The 22,327-nt window shown below is 67.0% G+C and carries 17 protein-coding genes; 10 read left to right on the top strand and 7 right to left on the bottom strand.

The genetic code is table 11. The annotated features are described in order from the left end of the window. Positions 1-50 precede the first annotated feature (50 nt). The 3 genes from V3B48_RS02920 to V3B48_RS02910 are packed head-to-tail and all read right to left on the bottom strand — an operon-like array spanning position 51 to position 1,867. Positions 51-632, bottom strand: coding sequence for an NAD(P)H-dependent oxidoreductase (locus V3B48_RS02920; RefSeq protein WP_329893133.1), 582 nt, complete (start codon positions 630-632; stop codon positions 51-53). Positions 633-687: 55 nt separating this feature from the next. Next, the gene (locus tag V3B48_RS02915; RefSeq protein WP_032128795.1) at positions 688-1,083 is read right to left on the bottom strand and encodes a MerR family transcriptional regulator; all 396 of its coding nucleotides are present in this window, start codon (positions 1,081-1,083) and stop codon (positions 688-690) included. Between the two features lie 4 nt (positions 1,084-1,087). Further along, positions 1,088-1,867, bottom strand: coding sequence for a 3-oxoacyl-ACP reductase (locus V3B48_RS02910; RefSeq protein WP_329893132.1), 780 nt, complete (start codon positions 1,865-1,867; stop codon positions 1,088-1,090). Between the two features lie 120 nt (positions 1,868-1,987). Here V3B48_RS02910 and V3B48_RS02905 point away from each other — a divergent pair, with 120 nt between their 5' ends. From V3B48_RS02905 to V3B48_RS02885, 5 genes are all read left to right on the top strand, one after another. Then, entirely contained in the window at positions 1,988-2,659 is a 672-nt protein-coding gene (locus V3B48_RS02905) for a dihydrodipicolinate reductase C-terminal domain-containing protein (protein WP_240792142.1), read from the top strand. Positions 2,660-3,014: 355 nt separating this feature from the next. Further along, the gene (carA, locus tag V3B48_RS02900) at positions 3,015-4,142 is read left to right on the top strand and encodes a glutamine-hydrolyzing carbamoyl-phosphate synthase small subunit (protein WP_329893131.1); all 1,128 of its coding nucleotides are present in this window, start codon (positions 3,015-3,017) and stop codon (positions 4,140-4,142) included. 147 nt (positions 4,143-4,289) lie between these two features. Then, complete coding sequence (carB, locus tag V3B48_RS02895; protein WP_032128799.1) at positions 4,290-7,532, top strand: carbamoyl-phosphate synthase large subunit; 3,243 nt, start codon at positions 4,290-4,292, stop codon at positions 7,530-7,532. 8 nt (positions 7,533-7,540) lie between these two features. After that, complete coding sequence (gene greA / locus V3B48_RS02890) at positions 7,541-8,005, top strand: transcription elongation factor GreA (protein WP_026347191.1); 465 nt, start codon at positions 7,541-7,543, stop codon at positions 8,003-8,005. 4 nt (positions 8,006-8,009) lie between these two features. Further along, complete coding sequence (locus V3B48_RS02885) at positions 8,010-8,927, top strand: phosphoglycerate mutase (RefSeq protein WP_121503180.1); 918 nt, start codon at positions 8,010-8,012, stop codon at positions 8,925-8,927. A 111-nt stretch (positions 8,928-9,038) separates the two neighbouring features. Here the strand turns inward: V3B48_RS02885 and V3B48_RS02880 are convergent, their stop codons facing one another. Further along, the gene (locus V3B48_RS02880; protein WP_180860498.1) at positions 9,039-10,079 is read right to left on the bottom strand and encodes a DUF1176 domain-containing protein; all 1,041 of its coding nucleotides are present in this window, start codon (positions 10,077-10,079) and stop codon (positions 9,039-9,041) included. Between the two features lie 156 nt (positions 10,080-10,235). Between V3B48_RS02880 and recJ the strand changes: the two genes are divergently transcribed. After that, a complete protein-coding gene (gene recJ, locus V3B48_RS02875; RefSeq protein WP_329893130.1) occupies positions 10,236-11,993 on the top strand; it encodes a single-stranded-DNA-specific exonuclease RecJ in 1,758 nt (585 codons plus the stop codon). 85 nt (positions 11,994-12,078) lie between these two features. On the opposite strand, the gene V3B48_RS02870 is transcribed toward recJ, so the two are convergent. Continuing rightward, the gene (locus tag V3B48_RS02870) at positions 12,079-13,128 is read right to left on the bottom strand and encodes a DUF1176 domain-containing protein (protein WP_121503182.1); all 1,050 of its coding nucleotides are present in this window, start codon (positions 13,126-13,128) and stop codon (positions 12,079-12,081) included. A gap of 131 nt (positions 13,129-13,259) precedes the next feature. On the opposite strand from V3B48_RS02870, the gene V3B48_RS02865 reads away from it, so the two are divergent. Next, positions 13,260-16,172, top strand: coding sequence for a VIT domain-containing protein (locus tag V3B48_RS02865; RefSeq protein WP_329893129.1), 2,913 nt, complete (start codon positions 13,260-13,262; stop codon positions 16,170-16,172). Positions 16,173-16,291: 119 nt separating this feature from the next. On the opposite strand, the gene V3B48_RS02860 is transcribed toward V3B48_RS02865, so the two are convergent. Next, the gene (locus V3B48_RS02860) at positions 16,292-17,500 is read right to left on the bottom strand and encodes an acyltransferase family protein (protein ID WP_329893128.1); all 1,209 of its coding nucleotides are present in this window, start codon (positions 17,498-17,500) and stop codon (positions 16,292-16,294) included. A gap of 135 nt (positions 17,501-17,635) precedes the next feature. Between V3B48_RS02860 and V3B48_RS02855 the strand changes: the two genes are divergently transcribed. From V3B48_RS02855 to V3B48_RS02845, 3 genes are all read left to right on the top strand, one after another. Next, complete coding sequence (locus tag V3B48_RS02855) at positions 17,636-18,538, top strand: LytTR family DNA-binding domain-containing protein (protein ID WP_201119039.1); 903 nt, start codon at positions 17,636-17,638, stop codon at positions 18,536-18,538. Positions 18,539-18,608: 70 nt separating this feature from the next. Next, a protein-coding gene (gene prfB / locus V3B48_RS02850) for a peptide chain release factor 2 (RefSeq protein WP_097048047.1) occupies positions 18,609-19,734 on the top strand; the annotation gives its coding sequence in 2 pieces (ribosomal slippage) (positions 18,609-18,683 and positions 18,685-19,734; 1,125 coding nt in all). 152 nt (positions 19,735-19,886) lie between these two features. Beyond that, a complete protein-coding gene (locus V3B48_RS02845; protein ID WP_279913504.1) occupies positions 19,887-20,669 on the top strand; it encodes a helix-turn-helix transcriptional regulator in 783 nt (260 codons plus the stop codon). 228 nt (positions 20,670-20,897) lie between these two features. Here V3B48_RS02845 and V3B48_RS02840 read toward each other — a convergent pair whose 3' ends face one another. Beyond that, positions 20,898-21,812: an IS110 family transposase gene (locus V3B48_RS02840; RefSeq protein WP_329893127.1), complete on the bottom strand. Its 915-nt coding sequence runs from the start codon at positions 21,810-21,812 to the stop codon at positions 20,898-20,900. Positions 21,813-22,327: the final 515 nt, after the last annotated feature.

The following is a 22,327-nucleotide window of genomic DNA, read 5'->3' as shown; positions in this document are numbered from 1 at the left end:
AACGCGACACATGGAACGTGGCCTGTATTTCATCCACGCATGGCGTGGATCTACTTGGCCTGTGAGCCCAGCTCTGCTGCCAACGCCAGCCATCGCTCCCGCTGCGCCGGGCTGCTGCTGCGCACCGCGCCGAGACGGCTGACCCGCACCGGGCGGATGCCGCAGAATTCCAGGAGGGGGGCGCGGATCTGGGTGATGCCCGGGTCGCGGTAGATCCAGCGGTAGTACCAGGGCGGCGTATCCAGCGTGGTGATCACCCGCGCGCTGCGCCCGGCCAGCAGCCGGTCCCACCACACCGAATCGCGCCGGTAGCGGAAGGCGTACCCCGGCAACAGCACGCGATCGAAGAAGCCCTTCAGCAGCGCCGGCATCGCACCCCACCAGGTGGGATAGACCAGCACCAGGTGATCGCAGGCCTCGATCGCTTCCGCCGCGTCCTGCAGGTCGGCTTCCAGCGGCTGGATCTGGCGGTAGCCATGCCGCAGCACCGGATCGAACTCGAGTTCACCCAATGCGATCAGGCGCACCCGGTGGCCGGCATTCTCGGCGGCGGTGGCGTAGCGCTGGGCGAGGGCGCCGCACAGGCTGTCGCGGTCGGGATGGCCGAGCAGGATCAGGATGGAACGGGACACGGCAACCTCGGGCAATGGAAAGTGCGCGAGGCTGCGGTCTGCCCCAAGGGCAGAGTCAAGCCTGGGTCGTGCAGCCGCTGGGTTCCAGCACGCAGTCATTGCTGCCGGAGAGCAGCCACTGCTGCAGTTCGTCGCTGACCTGCTGCAGGTCGAGCTCGACCTGCGCCAGCCGTGCCCGCTCGCTGGCAATGCGGCTGCGCTGCTGCTCAAGCAGGGTCAACACTGCCTGCCAGTCGAGCCGCCCGTCGCGGCCCTGCAGGCGCGAGATTGCCGCCAGCGTGATACCCAGCCCCAGCGCCTGGCGGATCAGCTGCACCCAGGCCACGTCCTGTTCGCTGTAGTCGCGGTAGCGGTTCAGTCGTGGCACCGGCGGCAGCAGGCCGCGCGCCTCGTACAGTCGGATGGCCTTGGCGCTGGCACCGGTCAGGCGGCTGACCTCGGAGATGCGCATCGGCTCAGTCCCGCACCAGTCCGCCATCCACCACCAGGTTCTGGCCGGTCACCGCGCGTGACCACGGGCTGGCGAAGAACAGCGCGGCATCGGCGAATTCGGCCGGGGTGGTGACGCTGCGCAGCGGCGTGTTGGCGGCGATGTAGTCGAACACCGCTTCGGGCGTGGCGGAACTGGCATCGGTGGTGCGCAGCAGGCCGCCGGACAGCATGTTGACGGTGATGCCGTGCGGGCCGAGGTCGCCGGCCAGTGTGCGGGTCAGCGACAGCAGTGCGGCCTTGGCGGCGGTGTAGTCGTGGTAGGGCACCACCGGGTTCTGGAACAGGTTGGTGCCGATGTTGATCACACGGCCGAAGCGGCGGGCCTGCATACCGGGCAGGGCGGCCTGCACGGTGTTCAGCGCGCCATGCACGCTGCCCTCGAACTGCGCCTGGAAGGCCGGCCAGCCGATGTCGGCGGCGGCGTCGCGGGCATCGCCATTGAACGAGAACGCAGCGAGTGCGTTGTTGACCACCGTGGTGACGCCCTGGCCGAAGTGCGCCAGGGCGTGCTGCAGCATCGCGTCGACCTGGCTGCGGTCGGTGACGTCGGCCGGCAATGCGATCGCCTGTCCGCCCAGCTCGGCGGCCAGCGCACGTGCGGCGCCTTCGCTGCGGTGGTAGTTGATGATGACGCGGGCGCCCTGGGCGGCGAAGGCGCGGGCGATGTGCTTGCCAAGGCCGCGGCCGGCGCCGGTGACCAGCACCAGCTGTTCGCTGATCTGCATGAGGGGGCTGCCATCCATTGCATGAAAGGGCATGCAGCGTAGCAGTGATGGCGCTTGCCGGAGCAGGCGTGCTGCCGCTAGCCTGCAGGCATGAACCAGACTCCCCTGCGATTGCTCATTCACGGTGCCTCCGGGCGCATGGGCCAGGCCCTGCTGCGGCTGGCCGCCGAACATCCCGAAACCCTGCAGATCGTGGCTGCGGTAACCGGCCGTGCGCCGACCCAGCGCGTGGTCGACGGCGTGCCGTTCTTCGGCGCCAGCGAACTGCCTGGCGCGCCGGTGTTCGATGTGGCGATCGACTTCAGCCTGCCGGAGGGCTTCGACCCGATGCTGGCGCTATGCGTGGAGCGGGGTGCGGGCCTGGTCTCGGGCACTACTGGCATCTCCAGCACACAGCGGCAGGCGCTGGAGGCCGCGGCGGCGTCCATCCCGCTGGTCTGGGCGTCGAATTTCAGCCTGGGCGTGGCGGTACTGGACGAGCTGGTCGAGCGCGCGGCGCAGGCGCTGGCCGGCTGGGACTGTGACATCGTCGAATCGCACCACACGCAGAAGAAGGACGCGCCGTCGGGCACCGCGCTGACCCTGGGCGCGGCCGCGCAGCGGGGCGGGGCGGAGCCGCATTACGCCAGCCTGCGTGCCGGTGACATCGTCGGCGAGCATCTGGTGCAGTTCACCGGCCTGGGTGAGCGCATCGAGCTGGTGCACCGGGCCACCAACCGCGACATCTTCGCCCGCGGCGCCCTGTTTGCCGCCCGCCAGCTGCAGGGCCGCGCCCCGGGCAGCTACCGGGTGCGGGACCTGCTGCAGTAAGGCGGTAGTGCCGGCCGCTGGCCGGCAGCTTGCGGGCGCCCGAAGGCGTGGGGATTGCCGGCCAGCGACCGGCACTACCAGGCGCCTGATGGCATGCAGATTGCCGGCCAGCGGCCGGCACGATCTGGCGGTGGACCCTGCATACGCCGCCGGATTGAAATGAATGCGCAATCGCCTGTTCATGAAGTGCGATAACCGCTGGCGCGAGCGCCCCGGCAGCGCTACAATTCGCACTCGCCGAATCACGAAAGCCGGACCGGTCCCAGACCGCACGTCCGCGCTTTTTTGCAACCGGATTTCCGTGAAGCGCAGGCGTGACTTCGGCAGCCCCCTCGGTAGCCAAAGTGAGATTCCCGTGACCCAAGCCGCAATCCTCGTCCTCGAAGACGGCACCGTATTCGAGGGCGAATCCGTAGGCGCGCCCGGCCTGTCCGTCGGTGAGGTGGTGTTCAACACCGCCATGACCGGCTACCAGGAAGTGCTGACCGACCCGTCCTACGCCCGGCAGATGGTCACGCTGACCTATCCGCATATCGGTAACACCGGCATGACCGACCAGGACAATGAAGCGTCCAAGGTGTGGTCGGCCGGCCTGATCGTGCGCGATGTTCCCCGCCGTCCCAGCAACTGGCGCAGCCAGGTGTCGCTGCAGGACTGGCTGATCCAGCGTGGCGTGGTCGCCATCGCCGGCATCGACACCCGCAAGCTGACCCGCATCCTGCGCGAGAAGGGCGCGCAGAACGGTGCGCTGATGGCCGGTGACATCGACGTGGAAAAGGCACTGGAAGCTGCCCGCAAGTTCCCGGGGCTGAAGGGCATGGATCTGGCCAAGGTCGTCACTACCGAGAAGACCTACACCTGGACCGAGGGCCAGCTGGACCTGGACGCCAACGCCTTCGTCAGCGTGCCGGCGAAGTTCAAGGTCGTGGCCTACGACTTCGGCGTGAAGACCAACATCCTGCGCATGCTGGCCGAGCGCGGCTGCGAAGTGACCGTGGTGCCGGCACAGACCCCGGCCGCCGAAGTGCTGGCACTGAAGCCGGACGGCGTGTTCCTGTCCAACGGCCCGGGTGACCCGGAACCGTGCGACTACGCCATCGAAGCGATCAGGACCTTCATCGACGTGAAGATCCCGACCTTCGGCATCTGCCTGGGCCACCAGCTGCTGGGCCTGGCCTCGGGCGCGCAGACCATGAAGATGGGCCACGGCCACCATGGTGCCAACCACCCGGTGCAGGACCTGGACAGCGGCCGGGTGATGATCACCTCGCAGAACCACGGTTTCGCGATCGATGAAGCGACCCTGCCGCCGACCCTGCGCGTGACCCATCGCTCGCTGTTCGATGGCACCAATCAGGGTATCGCCCGCACCGACGTGCCGGCGTTCTCTTTCCAGGGCCACCCGGAAGCGTCGCCGGGCCCGACCGATGTCGGTCCGCTGTTCGACCGCTTCGTGGTGCTGATGGAGCAGGCCAAGGCGTGATCAGTACGCCGCCGGCCCCCGGTGGCGTCGCGATGGACCGTAAACCCCGCAACGCTGCTGCCGCTGGCGCGGCGCTGCGGATCAAGATTCCTGATCGACAGCGTGCGATCACCCCCCTTGTCACGCTGTACTGACTTAGAGAAGAAAATGCCCAAGCGCACTGACCTCAAGACCATCCTCATCATCGGTGCTGGCCCGATCGTCATCGGCCAGGCCTGCGAGTTCGACTACTCCGGCGCCCAGGCCTGCAAGGCCCTGCGTGACGAGGGTTACCGCGTGGTGCTGGTCAACAGCAACCCGGCCACGATCATGACCGACCCGGAGATGGCCGACGCCGTCTACATCGAGCCGATCAACTGGCAGACGGTCGAGAAGATCATCGCCAAGGAAAAGCCCGATGCGCTGCTGCCGACCATGGGTGGCCAGACCGCGTTGAACTGCGCGCTGGACCTGGCCGACAACGGCGTGCTGGAGAAGTACAACGTCGAGCTGATCGGCGCCAAACGCGAAGCGATCCGCATGGCCGAAGACCGCGAGCTGTTCCGCGTCGCCATGGGTGAGATCGGCCTGGAATGCCCGACCGCCGCCGTCGCCCACACCCTGGACGAAGCGCTGGAGATCCAGACCCGCGTCGGTTACCCGACCATCATCCGCCCCAGCTTCACCCTGGGCGGCAGCGGTGGCGGCATCGCCTACAACCGCGAAGAGCTGGTCGAGATCGTCAGCCGCGGCCTGGAACTGTCGCCGACCACCGAAGTGCTGGTGGAAGAGTCGGTGCTGGGCTGGAAGGAGTTCGAGATGGAAGTGGTCCGCGATACCGCGGACAACTGCATCATCGTCTGCTCGATCGAGAACCTGGACCCGATGGGCGTGCACACCGGTGACTCGATCACCGTGGCGCCGGCGCAGACCCTGACCGACAAGGAGTACCAGCGCCTGCGCGATGCCTCCATCGCCGTGCTGCGCAAGATCGGCGTCGATACCGGTGGCTCGAACGTGCAGTTCGGCATCAACCCGAAGACCGGCCGCGTGGTCGTCATCGAGATGAACCCGCGCGTGTCGCGTTCCTCGGCGCTGGCCTCCAAGGCCACCGGCTTCCCGATCGCCAAGGTCGCCGCCAAGCTGGCCGTGGGATACACCCTGGACGAACTGAAGAACGAAATCACCGGTGGCCTGACCCCGGCCTCGTTCGAGCCGTCGATCGACTACGTCGTCACCAAGATCCCGCGTTTCGCCTTCGAGAAGTTCCCGGCCGCCGATGCCCGCCTGACCACCCAGATGAAGTCGGTGGGCGAGGTGATGGCGATGGGCCGTACCTTCCAGGAGTCGGTGCAGAAGGCGCTGCGTGGCCTGGAAACCGGCAAGGTCGGCTTCGACCCGACCGGCCTGGACCTGAGCAACGAAGAAGACCTGCAGACCCTGCGCCGCGAGCTGAAGGCCCCGGGCCCGGAGCGCCTGTTCTTCGTCGCCGATGCGTTCCGTGCCGGCATGAGCGTGGAAGAGATCTACGCACTGTCGTTCATCGATCACTGGTTCCTGGACCAGATCGAGGAAATCATCGCGGCCGAAGCCGAAGTCGCTGCCGGTGGCATCGACGCGCTGGACGCCGCCCGCCTGCGCAAGCTGAAGCGCGCTGGCTTCTCCGACGCGCGCCTGGCGCAGCTGACCGGCACCAACGAAGCCGCCATCCGCGCGCTGCGTCGTGCGCACAAGGTGCGCCCGGTCTACAAGCGCGTGGATTCCTGCGCCGGTGAGTTCTCCACCGGCACCGCCTACCTGTACTCGACCTACGAGGACGAGTGCGAGGCCGCGCCGAGCAACCGCGACAAGATCATGATCCTGGGTGGTGGCCCGAACCGCATCGGCCAGGGCATCGAGTTCGACTACTGCTGCGTGCACGCGGCACTGGCGCTGCGCGAGGATGGCTATGAAACCATCATGGTCAACTGCAACCCGGAAACCGTGTCGACCGACTACGACACCTCCGACCGCCTGTACTTCGAACCGCTGACCCTGGAAGACGTGCTGGAAATCGTCGAACTGGAACAGCCGAAGGGCGTGATCGTGCAGTACGGCGGCCAGACCCCGCTGAAGCTGGCGCGCGCGCTGGAAGCCAACGGCGTGCCGGTGATCGGCACCAGCCCGGACTCCATCGACCTGGCCGAAGACCGTGAGCGCTTCCAGCAGCTGGTCGACAAGCTGGGCCTGAAGCAGCCGCCGAACCGCATCGCCCGCAACGACCAGGAAGCCCTGCTGCTGGCCCGCGAGATCGGCTACCCGCTGGTGGTGCGCCCGAGCTACGTGCTGGGCGGCCGTGCGATGGAAATCGTCTACGGCGAAGCCGACCTGGCCCGCTACGTGCGCGACGCGGTGAAGGTGTCCAACGATTCGCCGGTGCTGCTGGACCGCTTCCTCGACAATGCCGTGGAGTGCGACGTCGACATCATTGCCGATGCCCAGGGCAACGTCCTGATCGGCGGCGTGATGGAGCACATCGAAGAAGCCGGCGTGCACTCGGGCGATTCCTCGTGCTCGCTGCCGCCGTACTCGCTGTCGGCTGAAACTCAGGCCGAGCTGCGTCGCCAGGTGGTGGAACTGGCCAAGGCCCTGAACGTGGTCGGCCTGATGAACACCCAGTTCGCGATCCAGACCAGCGATGAAGGTGCCGACACCATCTACCTGCTGGAAGTGAATCCGCGTGCCTCGCGCACCGTGCCGTTCGTGTCCAAGGCTACCGGCATGCCGCTGGCCAAGATCGCCGCCCGCTGCATGGCCGGCAAGACCCTGGCCGAGCAGGGCGCGACCAAGGAAATCGTGCCGGACTACTACTCGGTGAAGGAAGCGATCTTCCCGTTCGCCAAGTTCCAGGGCGTCGACCCGATCCTCGGGCCGGAGATGCGCTCCACCGGTGAGGTGATGGGCGTCGGTCGCACCTTCAACGCCGCCTTCGCGCGTGCGCAGGAAGCCGGTGGCATCAAGGCGCCGCCGGTCGGCAAGGCCTTCGTCTCGGTCCGCGATCCGGACAAGAAGCGCGTGCTGCCGGTGGCCAAGGCACTGCTGGCGCGTGGCTACAGCCTGGTCGCCACCCGTGGCACCGCCGCGTGGCTGCAGCAGCACGGCATGGACTGCGAGATCATCAACAAGGTGGTCGAAGGCCGTCCGCACATCGTCGACTCGATCAAGAACGGCGAGATCGTCTACATCGTCAACACGACCGAAGGTCGTTCGGCGATCAACGACTCGTTCTCGATCCGTCGCGAGGCGCTGCAGCATCGCGTCACCTACTCGACCACCATTGCCGGCGCCAAGGCGCTGGTGGATTCACTGGAATTCCGCGGCACCGGCCCCGTCTGGTCGCTGCAGGAGCTGCACAAGGAGTTGAATGCATGAGAGCCCCCATCACGATGAAGGGCGCGCAGAAGCTGCGCGACGAACTGGATCACCTGAAGTCGGTCAAGCGCCCGAAGGTGATCGCTGCCATCGCCGAAGCGCGTGAGCATGGCGACCTGAAGGAGAACGCCGAGTACCACGCCGCGCGCGAGGAGCAGGGCTTCATCGAAGGCCGCATCAAGCAGCTGGAAGGCGAGCTGTCGCACGCCGAGATCATCGACGTGAGCAAGCTCAATGCCGGCTCCAAGGTGGTGTTCGGCGCCAGCGTGACTCTGGCCGACGTGGAAACCGACGAAGAGAAGAAGTACCAGATCGTCGGTGACCTGGAAGCGGACATCAAGCTGGGCCTGATCGCGATTTCCTCGCCGGTGGCGCGCGCGATGATCGGCAAGCTGGAAGGCGATTCGATCGTGATCGACGCCCCGGCCGGCCAGCGCGAGTACGAGATCGTCAGCGTCAGCTACGTGGACTGACCCAGTGGCAACGGCGACCCTGCTGTTGCCGGCGCGCAGCCGCTTTGCCGCGGCTGCGCTGCCTGACGATGTGGCGCGTGCGCTCGGCCGCGCCACGGCGGTGCAGGTCGCGCCGGGCGAACGCGCGCAGCTGACGCGCCACTTCACGGTTGCCGCGCCGCACTGGCCGGTGGCCGCGTTGACCCGCCAGCGTGACGTCGGCGATGCTGCCGGCGCGTGCTGGCTGCGTGCCGATCCGGCCTGCATGGTGCCGGACATGCACGGTGCGCGGATGATGGCCTATGGCGAAACACTGCGGCCGACGCTGGCCGACAGCCTGGCCCTGCTGCCGGTGCTGCAGCCGTTGTTCGCCGATGCCGGGTTCGTGCTCGACGCGCCCGATCCCTCGCGCTGGTACCTGCGGCTTCCGATCGACCTGGCCCTGCCGGACTTCGACAGTCCGGACGAGGTGCTGGGCGATGACCTGTTCTCGCACCTGCCGGAAGGCGAGGGTGGCCGCCGCTGGCGGGCGCTCATGACCGAAGCGCAGGTGCTGCTGCACAACCATTCCTGGAACCAGCAGCGCGCCGCGCAGGGACAACAGCCGATCAATTCGCTGTGGTTCTGGGGCGGTGGCGTGATGCCAGTGTCGGTCAGCACGGCGCATGCGCAGGTGCGCAGTCGTGATGCCCTGCTGCAGGGCCTGGCTCTGGCGGCGGGCGTGGCCGTGGATGGCGAGCAGGCGGTGGATGCACTGGTCGACCTGCGCCAGCTGCGCTCTTTGCAGCAGCTCGGCAATGATGCGATCCGTCCGCTGCTGGCCGCGCTGAAACGTGGCGAGCTGCAGCGGCTGGTGCTGGATTTCGAGGATGGCCTGCAGTTCCAGCTGGATCGTGGCCAGCGCTGGCAGTTCTGGAAAAAGCCGCGGCAGCTTCACGATTGAGCGGGATCGGATCCGTTCTCCATCGGAAAACGGCTCTGACCCTGGACGTTTGCCGGGGTTGCCGGCCAGCGGCCGGCACTAGCGCAGGTAACGGGCGAAGCCCTGCCGGCATCAACGAACCTCGCTGACCACCGTCGGCAGCGTCCAGTGCCCGCCGAGCATATTGCGACACTGGCCCGTCGTGAAATCGCTGCTCTTCACGAAGCGCTCGCCGTCCCAGACCCAGTCATTTGCGGAGATGCAATCGCCGACACCGCGGCCCCGGAAACGGCCTCGCAACGTAGCGTCATCGCGGTCAAAATCTTCGGCCAGGTCGGTGACAAAGGTCGCCTGGTACGGCGATTTGTCTCGCACCACCCAGTAGCCGTTGCTCATGTTGTAGGGCCCCACGAAGCAGCTGGTGCTTGCCAGCACATGCTGGGCGTCCAGTCGCTGGATCTCGATCTCATCTTTCCCCCCATCGCTCAGGCGACCGCACACATCCGGCTTCGGCAAGCTGCCGATCAACGCCTTGCGCAGGCCCGGTGCTTTCGCCAGCGCCGCGTCCGCGGCGCGCGGTTCCACCAGCGTGCCGCGCATGATCACCGGCACCGGCAATGCCGCAGGCACGTTCGCTTCGGCCTTGTGGCCGCGTCGCACCAGCGCACCCGGCGTGCCCAGCCGGCCCTGTGCCTCGTCCATCTTCAGCAGTACGGCCGCTGCACCGCTGTCGGAGATCGGCCAGACCTTGCCCTTGCCGTCGATGATCTCGATGCGTGCCTGGCGGGGCAGTGCGGCGACCAGTGCATCGGTCTGTGCCTGCTGCAACAACTCTTTGTCCCCGTCGCCCGTGTCGCGCACCGGGCCCAGGTGCTTGCCGTTCAGGCGCAGGCGCAGCGCTCCGGTTGGCGTTGGGCTTACACCGTCCTCGCCATTGCGCAGCCGTGCGAACACCTTCGTGCCCGGACCACCTGCGCGTTCCAGCATCAGACTGAGCAGGTTACCTGCAGCTTGCGGGCTGTATCCAGCCGCGCGGCAGGTGCGGGTGTTGTCACAGGCCAGCGACCAGTCGTTGTGCTCGAATTCGACCCCCGCCTTGGGCTCAGGTGTGGCGGCGTAAGCGGCCGGGGCCACGACGAGCGCCAACAGCGCGGTCTGCAGAGTGCGAAGCATTGGAAGATGTCCGTTGCAGGGCAGGCAAGCATGGAAGATGCGCCCGCGAAAACCAACTGCTCTGTCAAGAGTCAGAGACCTGCGTCCGCAGAGGCAGCCGACCGGGGCGGAGGTCGCACGCTATGATGTGCGGGTCTTCCGTAACCGGCGATGCCGATGTCCCTTGCCGCCGATGCCGTGCAGCCCTCCTCTGATACGCCGACGATCCGCCGCCGCGATGCGGTTGCGCCCGCCAACTGGCCGGAGGGCACGCTGCCGCTGCTGGCGCGGCTTTACGCCAGTCGTGGTGCAGGCACACCCGAACTGGCGCTGCCGAAGCTGGGCAGCCTGCATGCGCCCGAGCTGCTGACCGGCATCGACGATGCAGTGAGCCTGCTGGTCGAAGCCATCGCCAACGACAAGCGCATCCTGGTGGTCGGCGATTTCGACTGCGATGGCGCCACCGCCTGTGCGGTCGGCGTACGCGGTCTGCGCATGCTTGGCGCACGGCATGTCTTCCACGCGGTGCCGAACCGCATGGTGCACGGCTACGGCCTGTCGCCGTCGCTGGTGGAGGAGCTGGCCGAGCTGCAGCCGGACCTACTGGTCACGGTCGACCACGGCATTGCCTGCCATGCGGGTGTGACTGAGGCCAAGGCGCGTGGCTGGCAGGTGCTGGTCACCGACCATCATCTTCCCGGCCCGCAGCTGCCGCCGGCCGATGTCATCGTTGATCCAAATCTGGATGGCGATGCCTTCCCCAGCAAGTCGTTGGCCGGTGTCGGCGTGATCTTCTACGTGCTGATGGCGCTGCGCCGGCAGATGCGCGAGGCCGGCGTCTTTGCCGATGGCAAGGGGCCGGACCTGACCACGCTGCTGGACCTGGTGGCGGTCGGCACCGTTGCCGACCTGGTGGCACTGGATCCGAACAACCGTGCGCTGGTCAGTGCGGGCCTACGCCGTCTACGCGCAGGGCAGGGCTGTGTCGGCCTGCGTGCGCTGATCGAAGCCAGCGGCCGTGACGCCGCGCGACTGACTGCCACCGACATCGGCTTCGCACTCGGCCCGCGCCTGAACGCGGCGGGCCGGCTGGAGGACATGGCGCTGGGCATCGCGCTGCTGCTGACCGAAGACCCGCGCCAGGCGCGCGAGATCGCGCAGACGCTGGAGCAGATCAATTCGGAACGGCGCGCCGTGCAGCAGTCGATGACTGACGACGCCGAGCAGGCGTTGACCCGCGTGGTGCTGGACATGGCAGGCCAGCGACCGGTGGCGGCCTGCCTGTTTGACGCCGATTGGCACCCGGGCGTGGTCGGCCTGGTCGCGTCGAAGATGAAGGATCGCCTGCATCGCCCGGTGATCGCCTTCGCGCCTGCAGAACCCGGTGCCGACACGCTGCGTGGCTCGGCGCGCTCGATTCCCGGCCTGCACATCCGTGACGCACTGGCGCTGGTCGATGCGCGGCATCCGGGTCTGATCGAACGTTTCGGTGGTCACGCCATGGCGGCCGGCCTCAGCCTGCGGCTGGATCACGTCGATGACTTCAAGGCCGCCTTCGTCGCCGTGGTGCTGGAAATGCTCGACCCGGCGGCACTGCAGCAGCAGGTGCTGAGCGATGGCGAACTGGCCGCAGATGAGCTGGATCATCGCCACGCCGATGCCCTGCGGTTGGCCGGACCGTGGGGTCAGGGCTTCCCCGAACCGCTGTTCGATGGCCACTTCGAAGTGGCCAACTGGCGCGTACTGAAGGAGCGCCACCTGAAGCTGGAACTGCGCCTGCCGGGCGTGCCTGGCACGATCAATGCGATCCATTTCGGCGGCTGGCACGGCAACGCACCCGGCCGTCATGTGCATCTGGCCTATCGACTGGCCTGCGACGACTATCGCGGCGGCAGCGCCATCCAACTGATCGTCGAGCACTGCCTGCCTGCATGAGAATAAGGGGACGGAGGGGATTAAGTCGCTTGTGCCTTGTTTGCCACTTGCGACTTAATCCCCTCCGTCCCCTTTTTCTGTGGCGTCAGCGGACCTCGCTGACCAGCATCGGCAGTTCCCAGGTGCCACCGGGTACGCCCCGGCATAGACCCGGTGCCACCTCGGACGTCGCGATGAAGTTCGTCCCGTCCCACGTCCAGGCTGCGTGCGAAATGCAGTCAGCGAGGCCGCGGCCCTTCTGCGCGGCAATGATCTGGCCGTCGGCGTAGTCGATCGCATCGCTGGTCACCCATTGCGCCTGGAACGGCGCCTGCGGGCGCGCGACCCAATAGCCATCGCCGATGTTGTAGGCCCCGCGCCAACACGGGACCTTGACCAGCACATGCTGCGCGTCCAGGCGCTGGACCTGCAGTGGGGAGTTGCTGAGCGGAACGTCGGCATCAGTTTCCTGCAGGCCTTCGCAGCTGTCGTCCTCCAGCGTGGCACGCAGTGCTGCGCGCAGGGCGGGTGAGGCGGCCAGCCGAGCAAACGTGGGATCATCCGGAGTTGAGTCCAGGGTTGCGGCCTTGCGCACAACCGGCACCGGCAGTGCGGCGGGAACGCCGGACTCAGGCGTGCTGCCCCTGCGCATCACGGCGCCGGGCGTGCCGAGGCGGCCCTGGTACTCATCGATCTTCAGCAGTACCGCTGCGGCACCCTTGTCCGACAGCGGCCAGCGATGGCCAGCGTCATCGGTCACGCTGATCCCTCCATCGCGTACCAGTGCGGACAACAGTGCGCTGGTCTGCGCGGCATTCAAGCTGTGCGTGCCTTCGCCCTTCACGGGAGCCAGTACGCCCAGGTCCTGGCGCTGGATGCGCAGATGCAGCGCGCCCTTGGGCTGGGTCTGGCCTTCTTCCGGCTGCAGCGTCAGGCGGCCCTGGATGGCCTGATCCGGGCCGCCCTTGCGGGTGAGCAGCACACTCAGGGTGCTGCCATCGTCGGTGGCGTAGCCGGCGGCGCGGCAGGTCAAGGTGTTGTCACAGGCCACGACCCAGTCGTGGTGCTGGAAATACAGACTCTTGGCCGGAGCCGCAGCAAGGGCCGTCAGGGGGCAGGCCAGTGCCAACAGAGTGGCCAGCAGGGGCAATCGCATCGGCATCCTTGCGCGTGTGGGAGCGTGGGGCATGGTGCCTGTGGATGGGGGCAAAGAAAAGCCGAGCACGGTCCAACCCCATTCCGGCTGTCCGTGCGTTCAAACGTCCACGATCCCTCTGGAGCCCTGTCATGGTCTTCGTCCGTTGCTGCGCTGTGTTGTTGCTGGCCCTCGCGGCTGGGCCTGTCGGCGCTCAGTCGCCACGTATTGCCAGGCCGCAAGCCACCACCCCGCTGTTGATCGCGCCCGCCGCCGAACAGCCGGTGCAGCTGCAGCGTGCCCGCATCGAAGGCGAGGTCCATGCCGGCATCGCCCAGACCAGGATCACCCTCGAATTCCACAACCCGAACCGACGCGTGCTGGAGGGCGAGCTGCAGTTCCCGCTGGCCGATGGCCAGCAGATCACGGGCTTCGCGCTGGACATCAACGGTGAACTGCGTGACGCCGTGCCGGTGCCCAAGGACCGTGGCCGCCAGGTATTCGAGGAAATCGCCCGCCGCGGTGTCGACCCGGGCCTGCTGGAACAGACCGCCGGCAACCAGTTCCGCCTGCGTATCTATCCGCTGCCGGCCGGCGGCAACCGGCGCGTGCAGCTGGTGATTCGCGAACCGCTGGCCTTCGCTGGCCAGGGCTGGCAGTGGACGCTGCCGCTGCAGTTCGCCGCCGGTGCAGCCTCGGTTGAACTGAAGCTGCAGGCCCCCGGCGCGACCGCCGCGGGTACGGCGCCATTCCGCATCAGCGCGGGCCAGCTGCACTGGCAGGGAAAGGGCGCGCAGTTGCCGAAGCAGCTGCAGTGGAGCCTGCCCGCAGCACGTCAGGCGCAGGTCCAAGTGGCGCCCTGGCAGGACGGGCACTACCTGTTGGCGCAGCTGCCGGTGTCGCCCAGCAGCACGCCCCGCACGTTGCCCAGCGAGATCGGCCTGCTGTGGGATGGCTCCGGTTCGGCGGGCCAGCGCGACCGCACACGTGAGTTCGCCTTGCTGGATCGCTATTTCGCAGCGCTGGGTGACGGCACCGTGGCGTTGACCGTGCTGCGCGACCGCGCCGAACCGGTGCGTCGCTTCCGTGTCCGTGCGGGCAACTGGAGCGAGCTGCGTGCAGCACTCCAGGCCGTACGCCCGGACGGTGCCAGCGCCCTGGCGCAGTGGCAGCCGCAGCCGAACGTGAAGGAATACCTGCTGGTCAGCGATGGACTGTTGACCTATGGACCGGAAGCATTGCCAGCACTCGCACCGGAGCAGCGCCTGTTCGCGGTCAGCAGTGCTGGCGCGCGAACCGATGCAGTGCGCCTGCGCGGCTGGAGCGAAGCCCATGGCGGACGCTTCGTCGCGCTGGGCAAGGATGTTGATGCGGCCGCTCGCGAACTGCTGTCGTCGCCGTTGGACGTGCAGGTCGATGCGGGCCGTGGCGTACAGGATGTTGTGATCGATCGTCGCAGCGAGGCCGAAGGCTGGCTATGGCTGCATGCCCGCCTTGCGGCGGACGGCGTGCCGATGCGGGTGCGCGTGGGCGGCGGTGAATGGCAGGCGCTGCCGGCAACGCAGAAGAGTGACGACGGTGAGCTGCTGGCCGGCTTGTGGGCGCAGGCCCGTCTGCAGCAACTCGGCGCCGACCGCCGAGGCAACCGCGAGGCAATGCAACTGCTGTCGCAGCAGTTCGGCCTGGTCGGACCGGACACCTCGCTGATCGTGCTGGAAACCCTGGAGGACTACCTGCGCTACGCGATCCGCCCGTCCGGCAAACTGCGCGCCGAGTACGATGCCCGCTTCGCACGGCAGGTGAGCGATCGCGCCGCCGCCGATCGCCAGCGCCTGGACCAGGTTGCCGCACGCTGGAAGGAGCGCCAGCAGTGGTGGAACCGCAGCTGGCCGAAGGGAGCGCCTCCACAGTTGAAAGGCGGGGCGCTGGAAGTTGCATCCGCGGACTACGCGATGGACTCGGCGCCGGTGGCGATGCTCGCTGCGCCGGCCCCCGCGGCACCGCCCGCGCCGGCACCGATGGCCGCAGCTGCCGAGCAGCGCATGGAAGCCAGCAGCGCGCGTGCACGTCGCTCAGCGTCCGCATCGAACAAGGCCCTGGATTCAATCACGGTCACTGGTGGTCGTGTCGCTGCGCCCGCTGCCGCCAACGAGGGCGAGCTCGGCATCCAGCTGGCGGCCTGGCAGCCGGACTCGGCCATCGCCCGGCGGCTGCGCCAGGGCCCGGCGTCGCAACTGTATGACCGCTACCTGGCCGAGCGCGATGCACACGCCGACAGCAGTGCGTTCTTCCTCGACGTGGCCGACCTGCTGCTGGAGCAGGGCCAGCGCGAACTGGCATTGCGCGTGCTGTCGAACCTGGCCGAGATGGACCTGGACAACCGCCACCTGTTGCGTGTGCTCGGCTACCGGCTGATGCAGGCCGATGCCCCGGCACTGGCGGTGCCGGTGTTCGAGCAGGTGCTGGCGATGGGCCAGGAAGAACCGCAGAGCTTCCGCGATCTGGGCCTGGCACTGGCGGCTGCGGGCAAGCCGCAGCAGGCGTTGGCGCCGCTGTACCAGGTGGTGGTGCGGCCGTGGGACAACCGCTTCGACGGCATCGCCCTGATCGCATTGGACGAGTTGACCAACCTGGTGGCACGCAGCACGACACGGCTGGATACCCGCCGCATCGACCCGCGCTTGCTGCAGGCGATGCCGCTGGACCTGCGCGTGGTGTTGTCGTGGGATGCCGACAACAGCGACATGGACCTCTGGGTGACCGACCCGAACGGCGAGCGCGCGTACTACGGCAACCGCCTGACCTATCAGGGTGGGCAGATGTCGCAGGACTTCACTGGTGGCTATGGTCCCGAGCAGTTCTCGCTGCGCAACGCCAAGCCGGGCAAGTACAAGGTGGAGGCCAACTACTTCGGCAGCCGCCAGCAGCTGGTGACCGGTGCGACGACCCTGATGCTGCGGCTGACCACGCACTGGGGCACGCCGAAGCAGAAGGACCAGATGGTGACGATGCGATTGAAGGATCGCGCTGAAACCGTGCTTGTGGGCGAGTTCGAGGTGAAATGATCGATCGCGGGCTTTTGTAGAGTCGGGCTTGCTCGACTGCCTCAAGGTGGAGCCGAGCCCATGCTCGGCTCACGGCAGAAGCAGCCGAGCGCGGGCTCGGCTTTACAACGGCACCGAACTCAGCGCGCCGTTGCGGCGCGTGCAATCGGCGACGCTGGCGGATCGGCACGGAGGCCGAACAGCGGCCGCAGCCAACGCGAGCGTCGGATCAGCAGTTCGTGGATCAGCAGGCAGCCGCTTATCGTGCCAGCCACCAGTAGTACAGGTTCCAGCCACGGGCCCAGCTGCAGCGGGCGCAGCGCGTACAGCAGAACGATCAGCACAGTCTGATGCAGGATGTACCAACTGAACACGGCTTCGCGGCAGTAGTTCAGACCGTGCCAGGGACGGACCAGCAACACGCGCGCCCAGCCGAACAGGGTCAGCAGCATGCACCACGTATACAACGCGCGGCCGACGCGTTCGGTCTGGGCCCACGGCAGTGCCAGCACCCATGCATCCAGATCGCCCACATGGGGCAGGCGGGCCAGTGCGCGGATGCCCAGCTCCAGGCAGAGCCCCAGCACCGCCAGGGCCAGGGTCACGCGGCGCCCGCGCACCAGCAGATCCCAGCCGCGCTGCCAGCGCGCCGCCAGGAAGCCGCCGAGGAACAGCGGCAGCGACTCGGCATGCACATACACGTCGTCCAGCAGGGCATGGGTGGGTGGCCAACGCGGCATCAGTACCAGCAGGGACCATGCCAGCCAGGCTACCGGCAGCGCCAGCAGCAGGGTGCCCAGCAGGCGATCACCGGGTTGCCAGCGCGGCAGCGCCCTGCGCAATGGTCGGAGCAGGCTGGCCAGCACGACCGCCAGCACCGTGTAGGGCAGAAGGTAGGCCAGGTACCAGAGATGATTCCAGGTGAAGCCGTAGGCGGCACCACTGAAGTGCGCGCCCGGCCACGGCCGGAACTGCCAGTAGCGCCATAGGAAATGGCCCAGCCCCGGTGCCACGTCACCCTTGTCCAAGGCCTCGCAGTAGGCCTGCAGGGACACCACCGCGACGATACCGAAGACCAGGGGCAGCAGCAGGCGCCAGCTACGGCGGAGGGTGTGCTGCAACCGGCCCCGGTCGGGCAGGGACAGGCCCAGCGCGATACCGCTGATGGCGAACAGCAGCGGCATGCGCCATCGATTCAGCGCGATCATCGGCCACTGCAGCCATTCGGAGGTGTAGGTGCTCTTGAGGTGAAAGTCCCAGCCGGCCACGTAGGCCATGGCGGCGTGGTAGAGGATCAGCAGGGCGAAGGCGGCGATGCGCAGGGTGTCCAAGTCGTGGCGACGGTGCATGAGCGGCGGGCTTCGGGAGGAAGCTGCACGCTCTGCCAGCCAAGGCCCGGATGCCAGTGGATGGGGCGCGATGGCGGACGTTCAGGGGCCAGTGGTGGGGTGGCTGGGACCAATGGCTGATGCGCATGGAGCCGGATGGGCAACAATGGAGGCATGGAGAATGGAGATTCGGCGGCGCTGACCGCCCCAGTTGCAGAACGAACGCGTCGCCCCGGGCTTGCCGTCGCATTCTGGTCGTTGCTGTTCCTGGGCACCGCCGCAGGCAATGTGCTGGCGCAGTGGATGCGGGCATTGCGCGACGCGCAGCCCTTTTCCGCAGGGACTGTCTCGATCGAGGAGTTCAGCAGTGCGCTGGCCAGCCTGGGCCTGTTGGCGCTTCTGCACGCCGCCGCTCGTCGCTGGCCGTTGCATGCAGATACCTGGCGGCGCCGGATCGGCTTCTACGTGCTGGGTGGCGTTGCCTGGTGGCTGTTGCATGTCAGTGCCATGGTGCTGATGCGCAAGCTGGCCTTCGCCCTGATTGGCCAGCACTACACCTATGGCGCCTGGCCGGCGCAGTGGTTCTACGAGTTCTTCAAGGACGTGCAGACCTACAGCCTGCTGGTGATTGCCGTGCACGCCGTGGCCTGGTTCGGCCGCCAGCGGCAGGGTGAAGCGCACCTGCTGGCCGAGCCCGATGTCGGCCCGCCGGTGGAGCCGGTCGAGCGCCCCCAGCACTTCCTGGTGCGCAAGCTGGGCAAGGAGTTCCTGGTCGCCACCGCCGACGTGGAGTACGCCCAGGCGGCGGGGAACTACGTGAACCTGCGGGTACGCGGCCACGACTACCCGCTGCGGATCACCATGGCGGTACTGGAACAGCGGCTGGACCCGGGCGAGTTCCTGCGTCCGCACCGCAGCTGGCTGATCCATCGGGGCCAGCTGCGCTCGATCGAGCCGCTGGACGGGGGCGAGGCCCTGCTGCACATGGCCGACGGGGCGAAGGTGCCCTGCAGCCGGCGCCAGCTGCCGCTGCTGCGGCAGGCGCTGGGGGCAGGGTGAGGCCCTCATTCCGGGCATCCCCGGCCTGCGGTATCATTACCAGTCATCTTTTGAATGCATAACCGCCGACATGATCGAACTGAATCCTGTCCGCCAGCGCATCACCGATCTGACCGATCGCGTGCTGTCGCTTCGGGGGTATCTTTGACTACGACGCCAAGAAAGAGCGTCTTGAAGAAGTAACGCGGGAGCTGGAAAGCCCCGACGTCTGGAACAACGCCGAATACGCCCAGAACCTGGGCCGTGAGCGTTCCAGCCTGGAAAAGACCGTGGGCGGCATCGCCTCGGTGCTGGACGGCCTGGCTGATGCCACCGAACTGCTTGAGCTGGCCGAGTCCGAGCAGGACGAGGACACCGCGCTGGCCGTGGTCGCCGACCTGGACAAGCACCAGTCGCACGTCGAGAAGCTGGAGTTCCAGCGCATGTTCTCCGGCGAGATGGACAATGCTGCCGCGTTCGTCGACATCCAGGCCGGTGCCGGTGGCACCGAAGCCCAGGACTGGGCCGAGATCCTGCTGCGCATGTACCTGCGCTGGTGTGAATCGCGCGGCTGGAAGACCGAGCTGATGGAAGTCTCCGGTGGCGACGTCGCCGGCATCAAGTCGGCTACGCTGCGCGTGGAAGGCGACTATGCCTACGGCTGGCTGAAGACCGAGACCGGCGTGCACCGCCTGGTGCGCAAGTCGCCGTTCGACTCGGACAACCGCCGCCACACCAGCTTCACCTCGGTGTTCGTGTCGCCGGAGATCGATGACAACATCGACATCACCATCAACCCGGCCGACCTGCGTACCGACGTGTACCGTTCGTCCGGTGCCGGTGGCCAGCACGTGAACAAGACCGAGTCGGCGGTGCGAATCACCCACATCCCGACCAATATCGTCGTGGCCTGCCAGACCGGCCGTAGCCAGCACCAGAACCGCGACAACGCGATGAAGATGCTGGCCGCCAAGCTGTACGAGCTGGAGATCCAGAAGCGCAACGCCGAGAAGGACGCCGTGGAAGCCACCAAGTCCGACATCGGCTGGGGCAGCCAGATCCGTAACTACGTGCTCGACCAGAGCCGTATCAAGGACCTGCGTACTGGCATCGAGCGTTCGGATACGCAGAAGGTGCTGGACGGCGACCTCGACGAATTCGTCGAAGCCAGCCTGAAGGCCGGCCTGGCCGTGGGCTCCAAGCGCGTCGATGCCTGATCGACGTGCCTGCGCGGAGATCGTCACCCTCGCGCGCAACGCCGAGGGTGGTTGAACCGTTTTTGTGTAGAGCCGAGCCATGCTCGGCTGTTTTTCGCGAGCTGGCGGACGCGTCGAGCATGGCTCGACGCTACAAAGGGTAGGACGGGCCGATGATGCGCAGCGAAAGTGAACGCAAGGAACTCGGCGGCTTCCTCAAGGCCTGCCGCGCCCGTGTCGACCCCGCCACGCTCGGCCTCCCGGCCGGACGCCGGCGTACTCCGGGCCTGAAGCGCGAGGAAGTCGCACTGGCGATCGGGGTCAGCGTCAGCTGGTACACCTGGATCGAGCAGGGCCGTGAAGTGCGCGCCTCGCCCGAGGTGCTGGAGCGGCTGGCGCAGGTGCTGCGCATGAGCGACGACGAACGCGCCTATGCGTTCGCGCTGTCCGGCTACGGCGTGCCACTGGAATCTCCCGACGAAACGGTGACCGATGGCCTGCGCCAGCTGGTCGAAGCGATGCAGCCGATCCCGGCTTACGTGCGCAATACCCGTTACGACATCCTGGCGTGGAACCCGGCCATCGCCGAGCTGTTCGTGGACTACAGCCAGCTGGCGTCACATGAGCGCAACACGCTGCGGCTGATGTTCCTGTACCCGCCGTACCGCACGCTGATCCTCAACTGGGAAGAAATGACCCGCGGGCTGCTGGCCGGCTTCCGCGCGGCGATGGCGCAGGCGCCGGACAAGGCCCCGTTCCTGGCGCTGGCCGAGGACATCGCTGCGCACAGCGAGGAGTTCCGCCAGTGGTGGCCGGAGCACGACGTGCGCCGGTTCGACGAAGGTGCGAAGAAGCTGAACCACCCAACGCGGGGGTTGCTGGACCTGCAGTACGTGGCGCTGGTGCCGGAGAGTCGGCACGACCTGTCACTGGTTACCTACCTGCCGCGTAGGTAGGGGGTTGTTCGGCAGGGCTTGCAGCCCTGCACCTGCTTCAAGCCGAAGCAACGGCAACAGCAACAGCGAGCTATCCGTGGGTTGGCGGGGCGGTGTCGGAGTGCGGGGACGCCGCAAGTACGTCCGTGTAGCAACTGTGTTGCTGGAGAGTCTCAGGCCCGTCAGGTAAACGGGCACGGTAGTGCCGGCCGCTGGCCGGCAGCCTTTGGTCTTTCGCCCTGGCTCGCCTCAGACGGGGACTAGCCCGCTTTCAGCGTCGCGCACACGGGCGTTGAGGATGACCAGCATCTTCCGCATCACTGCCACGATGGCCACCTTGCCTTCCTTGCCGCGGGCTCGTAGCGACTGGTAAAAATCGCGCAGCCGAGGTTCATGCCGCATGGCCGACATTGCCGCCATGTAGAGCACTTGCCGGATTTCGGCTCTTCCACCGTGGATGCTTCGTTTTCCTCTCATCGTGCCGCTGTCGTGGGACATCGGGGCTACCCCGACCAGGCTGGCGATGCGCTTGCCAGTGATCCTGCCAAGCTCTGGCAGATAGCTGGCTAGAACTGCCTGCAGCACAGGCCCTACGCCCTTCATCGACTTCAGCATCTTCAGTTGAGGCTGCTGACCAACCTGCTCGACGATCTGCTTGCCCAGACGCTCAACCAACGTTTGTAGGCGGGTGATGTTGCCCTGCAGTAGTCGGCGCAGTTCACGATCAAGCACCATTTCCTGCTGCTGCCGCGCGATGGTCAGGGCGTCCATCGCCTGCCGACGTGCCCGAACGAACTCCCGCATCTTCTGCTGCCAAGACTGCAGCGGCTGATAGGGAGGCAGCTTCACCAGGGCGGCCATCTGCGCCAACGCGTAGGCATCCAAACGGTCGGTTTTGGCAATCTGACCCAACCCCTGAGCCAGTTTCCGGGCGCGCAAGGCATTGGCACGGGCCACCGGATGACCGGCCTTGTGCAGGAAATCCAGCACCGGCTGCTCATAGCCACCCGTGGCTTCAAGCACGATCTGGCGGGTCGGACGCTTCTTCAGCCAAACATCCAGCTCAGAAAACCCGGAGCGGTTGTTGCTGACCTGCAGGGTTTCTCCGTCCGTCGTACCGATATCCAGCTGACGCTTGCTGACATCAATCCCGATCCCGTTCATCACCTGACTCCGTATAGTCTGGAAGGGTCGAGAGCTCCCCCGCTTGCCCAGTCTTATCGCTTCGAGTGGTCGCTCCAGCAACTGTTCGGGCGGATCAAGGGAGATTCCGGCGTGGGCGCCAAGCTACATGGCGATCGTCGCGATCCTGGTTACGGATCGTCGAGATCTAGGCTCGCACGGCGGCCCACGCCGGCTCTCGACGCCTACGCTGCCAGATTCCGATCAGATAAGGCTTGGCAGCCGCATCCATGCGGCTGACACCCCGCACTCCGACACCGCCCCGCCTCTGACAGATTCCGGCGGCTGTTGGTAGGTGTCGACCTTGGTCGACACATCTGTCAGATATCGAAATTCATCTGAAGTTGGATCCGCTCCGACAGATCGCGGAAAACTGTCGAAGGCGGGGTGGGTCCGGTTGCGGGGGCGTGAGCCGCATGGGCCCGAGGCATGCCTCGGGCGGGTTGGGCAGGACGCCCAACCCCGGTCTTGCCGTGTGCGCAGGACTGCGCACACGA

Source organism: Stenotrophomonas sp. SMYL20, assembly GCF_036320045.1.
Taxonomy (GTDB): domain Bacteria; phylum Pseudomonadota; class Gammaproteobacteria; order Xanthomonadales; family Xanthomonadaceae; genus Stenotrophomonas; species Stenotrophomonas maltophilia_A.
This window is presented reverse-complemented; position numbering and strand designations above follow the sequence as displayed.

What these genes read in the sequence shown, in the direction of transcription:
- V3B48_RS02915 (WP_032128795.1), bottom strand. Translation starts at nt 1,083, where the DNA reads ATGCGCATCTCCGAGGTCAGCCGCCTGACCGGTGCCAGCGCCAAGGCC.
- V3B48_RS02910 (WP_329893132.1), bottom strand. Translation starts at nt 1,867, where the DNA reads ATGGATGGCAGCCCCCTCATGCAGATCAGCGAACAGCTGGTGCTGGTC.
- V3B48_RS02905 (WP_240792142.1), top strand. Translation starts at nt 1,988, where the DNA reads ATGGGCCAGGCCCTGCTGCGGCTGGCCGCCGAACATCCCGAAACCCTG.
- carB (WP_032128799.1), top strand. Translation starts at nt 4,290, where the DNA reads ATGCCCAAGCGCACTGACCTCAAGACCATCCTCATCATCGGTGCTGGC.
- V3B48_RS02880 (WP_180860498.1), bottom strand. Translation starts at nt 10,079, where the DNA reads ATGCTTCGCACTCTGCAGACCGCGCTGTTGGCGCTCGTCGTGGCCCCG.
- recJ (WP_329893130.1), top strand. Translation starts at nt 10,236, where the DNA reads ATGTCCCTTGCCGCCGATGCCGTGCAGCCCTCCTCTGATACGCCGACG.
- V3B48_RS02870 (WP_121503182.1), bottom strand. Translation starts at nt 13,128, where the DNA reads ATGCGATTGCCCCTGCTGGCCACTCTGTTGGCACTGGCCTGCCCCCTG.
- V3B48_RS02865 (WP_329893129.1), top strand. Translation starts at nt 13,260, where the DNA reads ATGGTCTTCGTCCGTTGCTGCGCTGTGTTGTTGCTGGCCCTCGCGGCT.
- V3B48_RS02860 (WP_329893128.1), bottom strand. Translation starts at nt 17,500, where the DNA reads ATGCACCGTCGCCACGACTTGGACACCCTGCGCATCGCCGCCTTCGCC.
- V3B48_RS02855 (WP_201119039.1), top strand. Translation starts at nt 17,636, where the DNA reads ATGGGCAACAATGGAGGCATGGAGAATGGAGATTCGGCGGCGCTGACC.
- V3B48_RS02845 (WP_279913504.1), top strand. Translation starts at nt 19,887, where the DNA reads ATGATGCGCAGCGAAAGTGAACGCAAGGAACTCGGCGGCTTCCTCAAG.
- V3B48_RS02840 (WP_329893127.1), bottom strand. Translation starts at nt 21,812, where the DNA reads ATGAACGGGATCGGGATTGATGTCAGCAAGCGTCAGCTGGATATCGGT.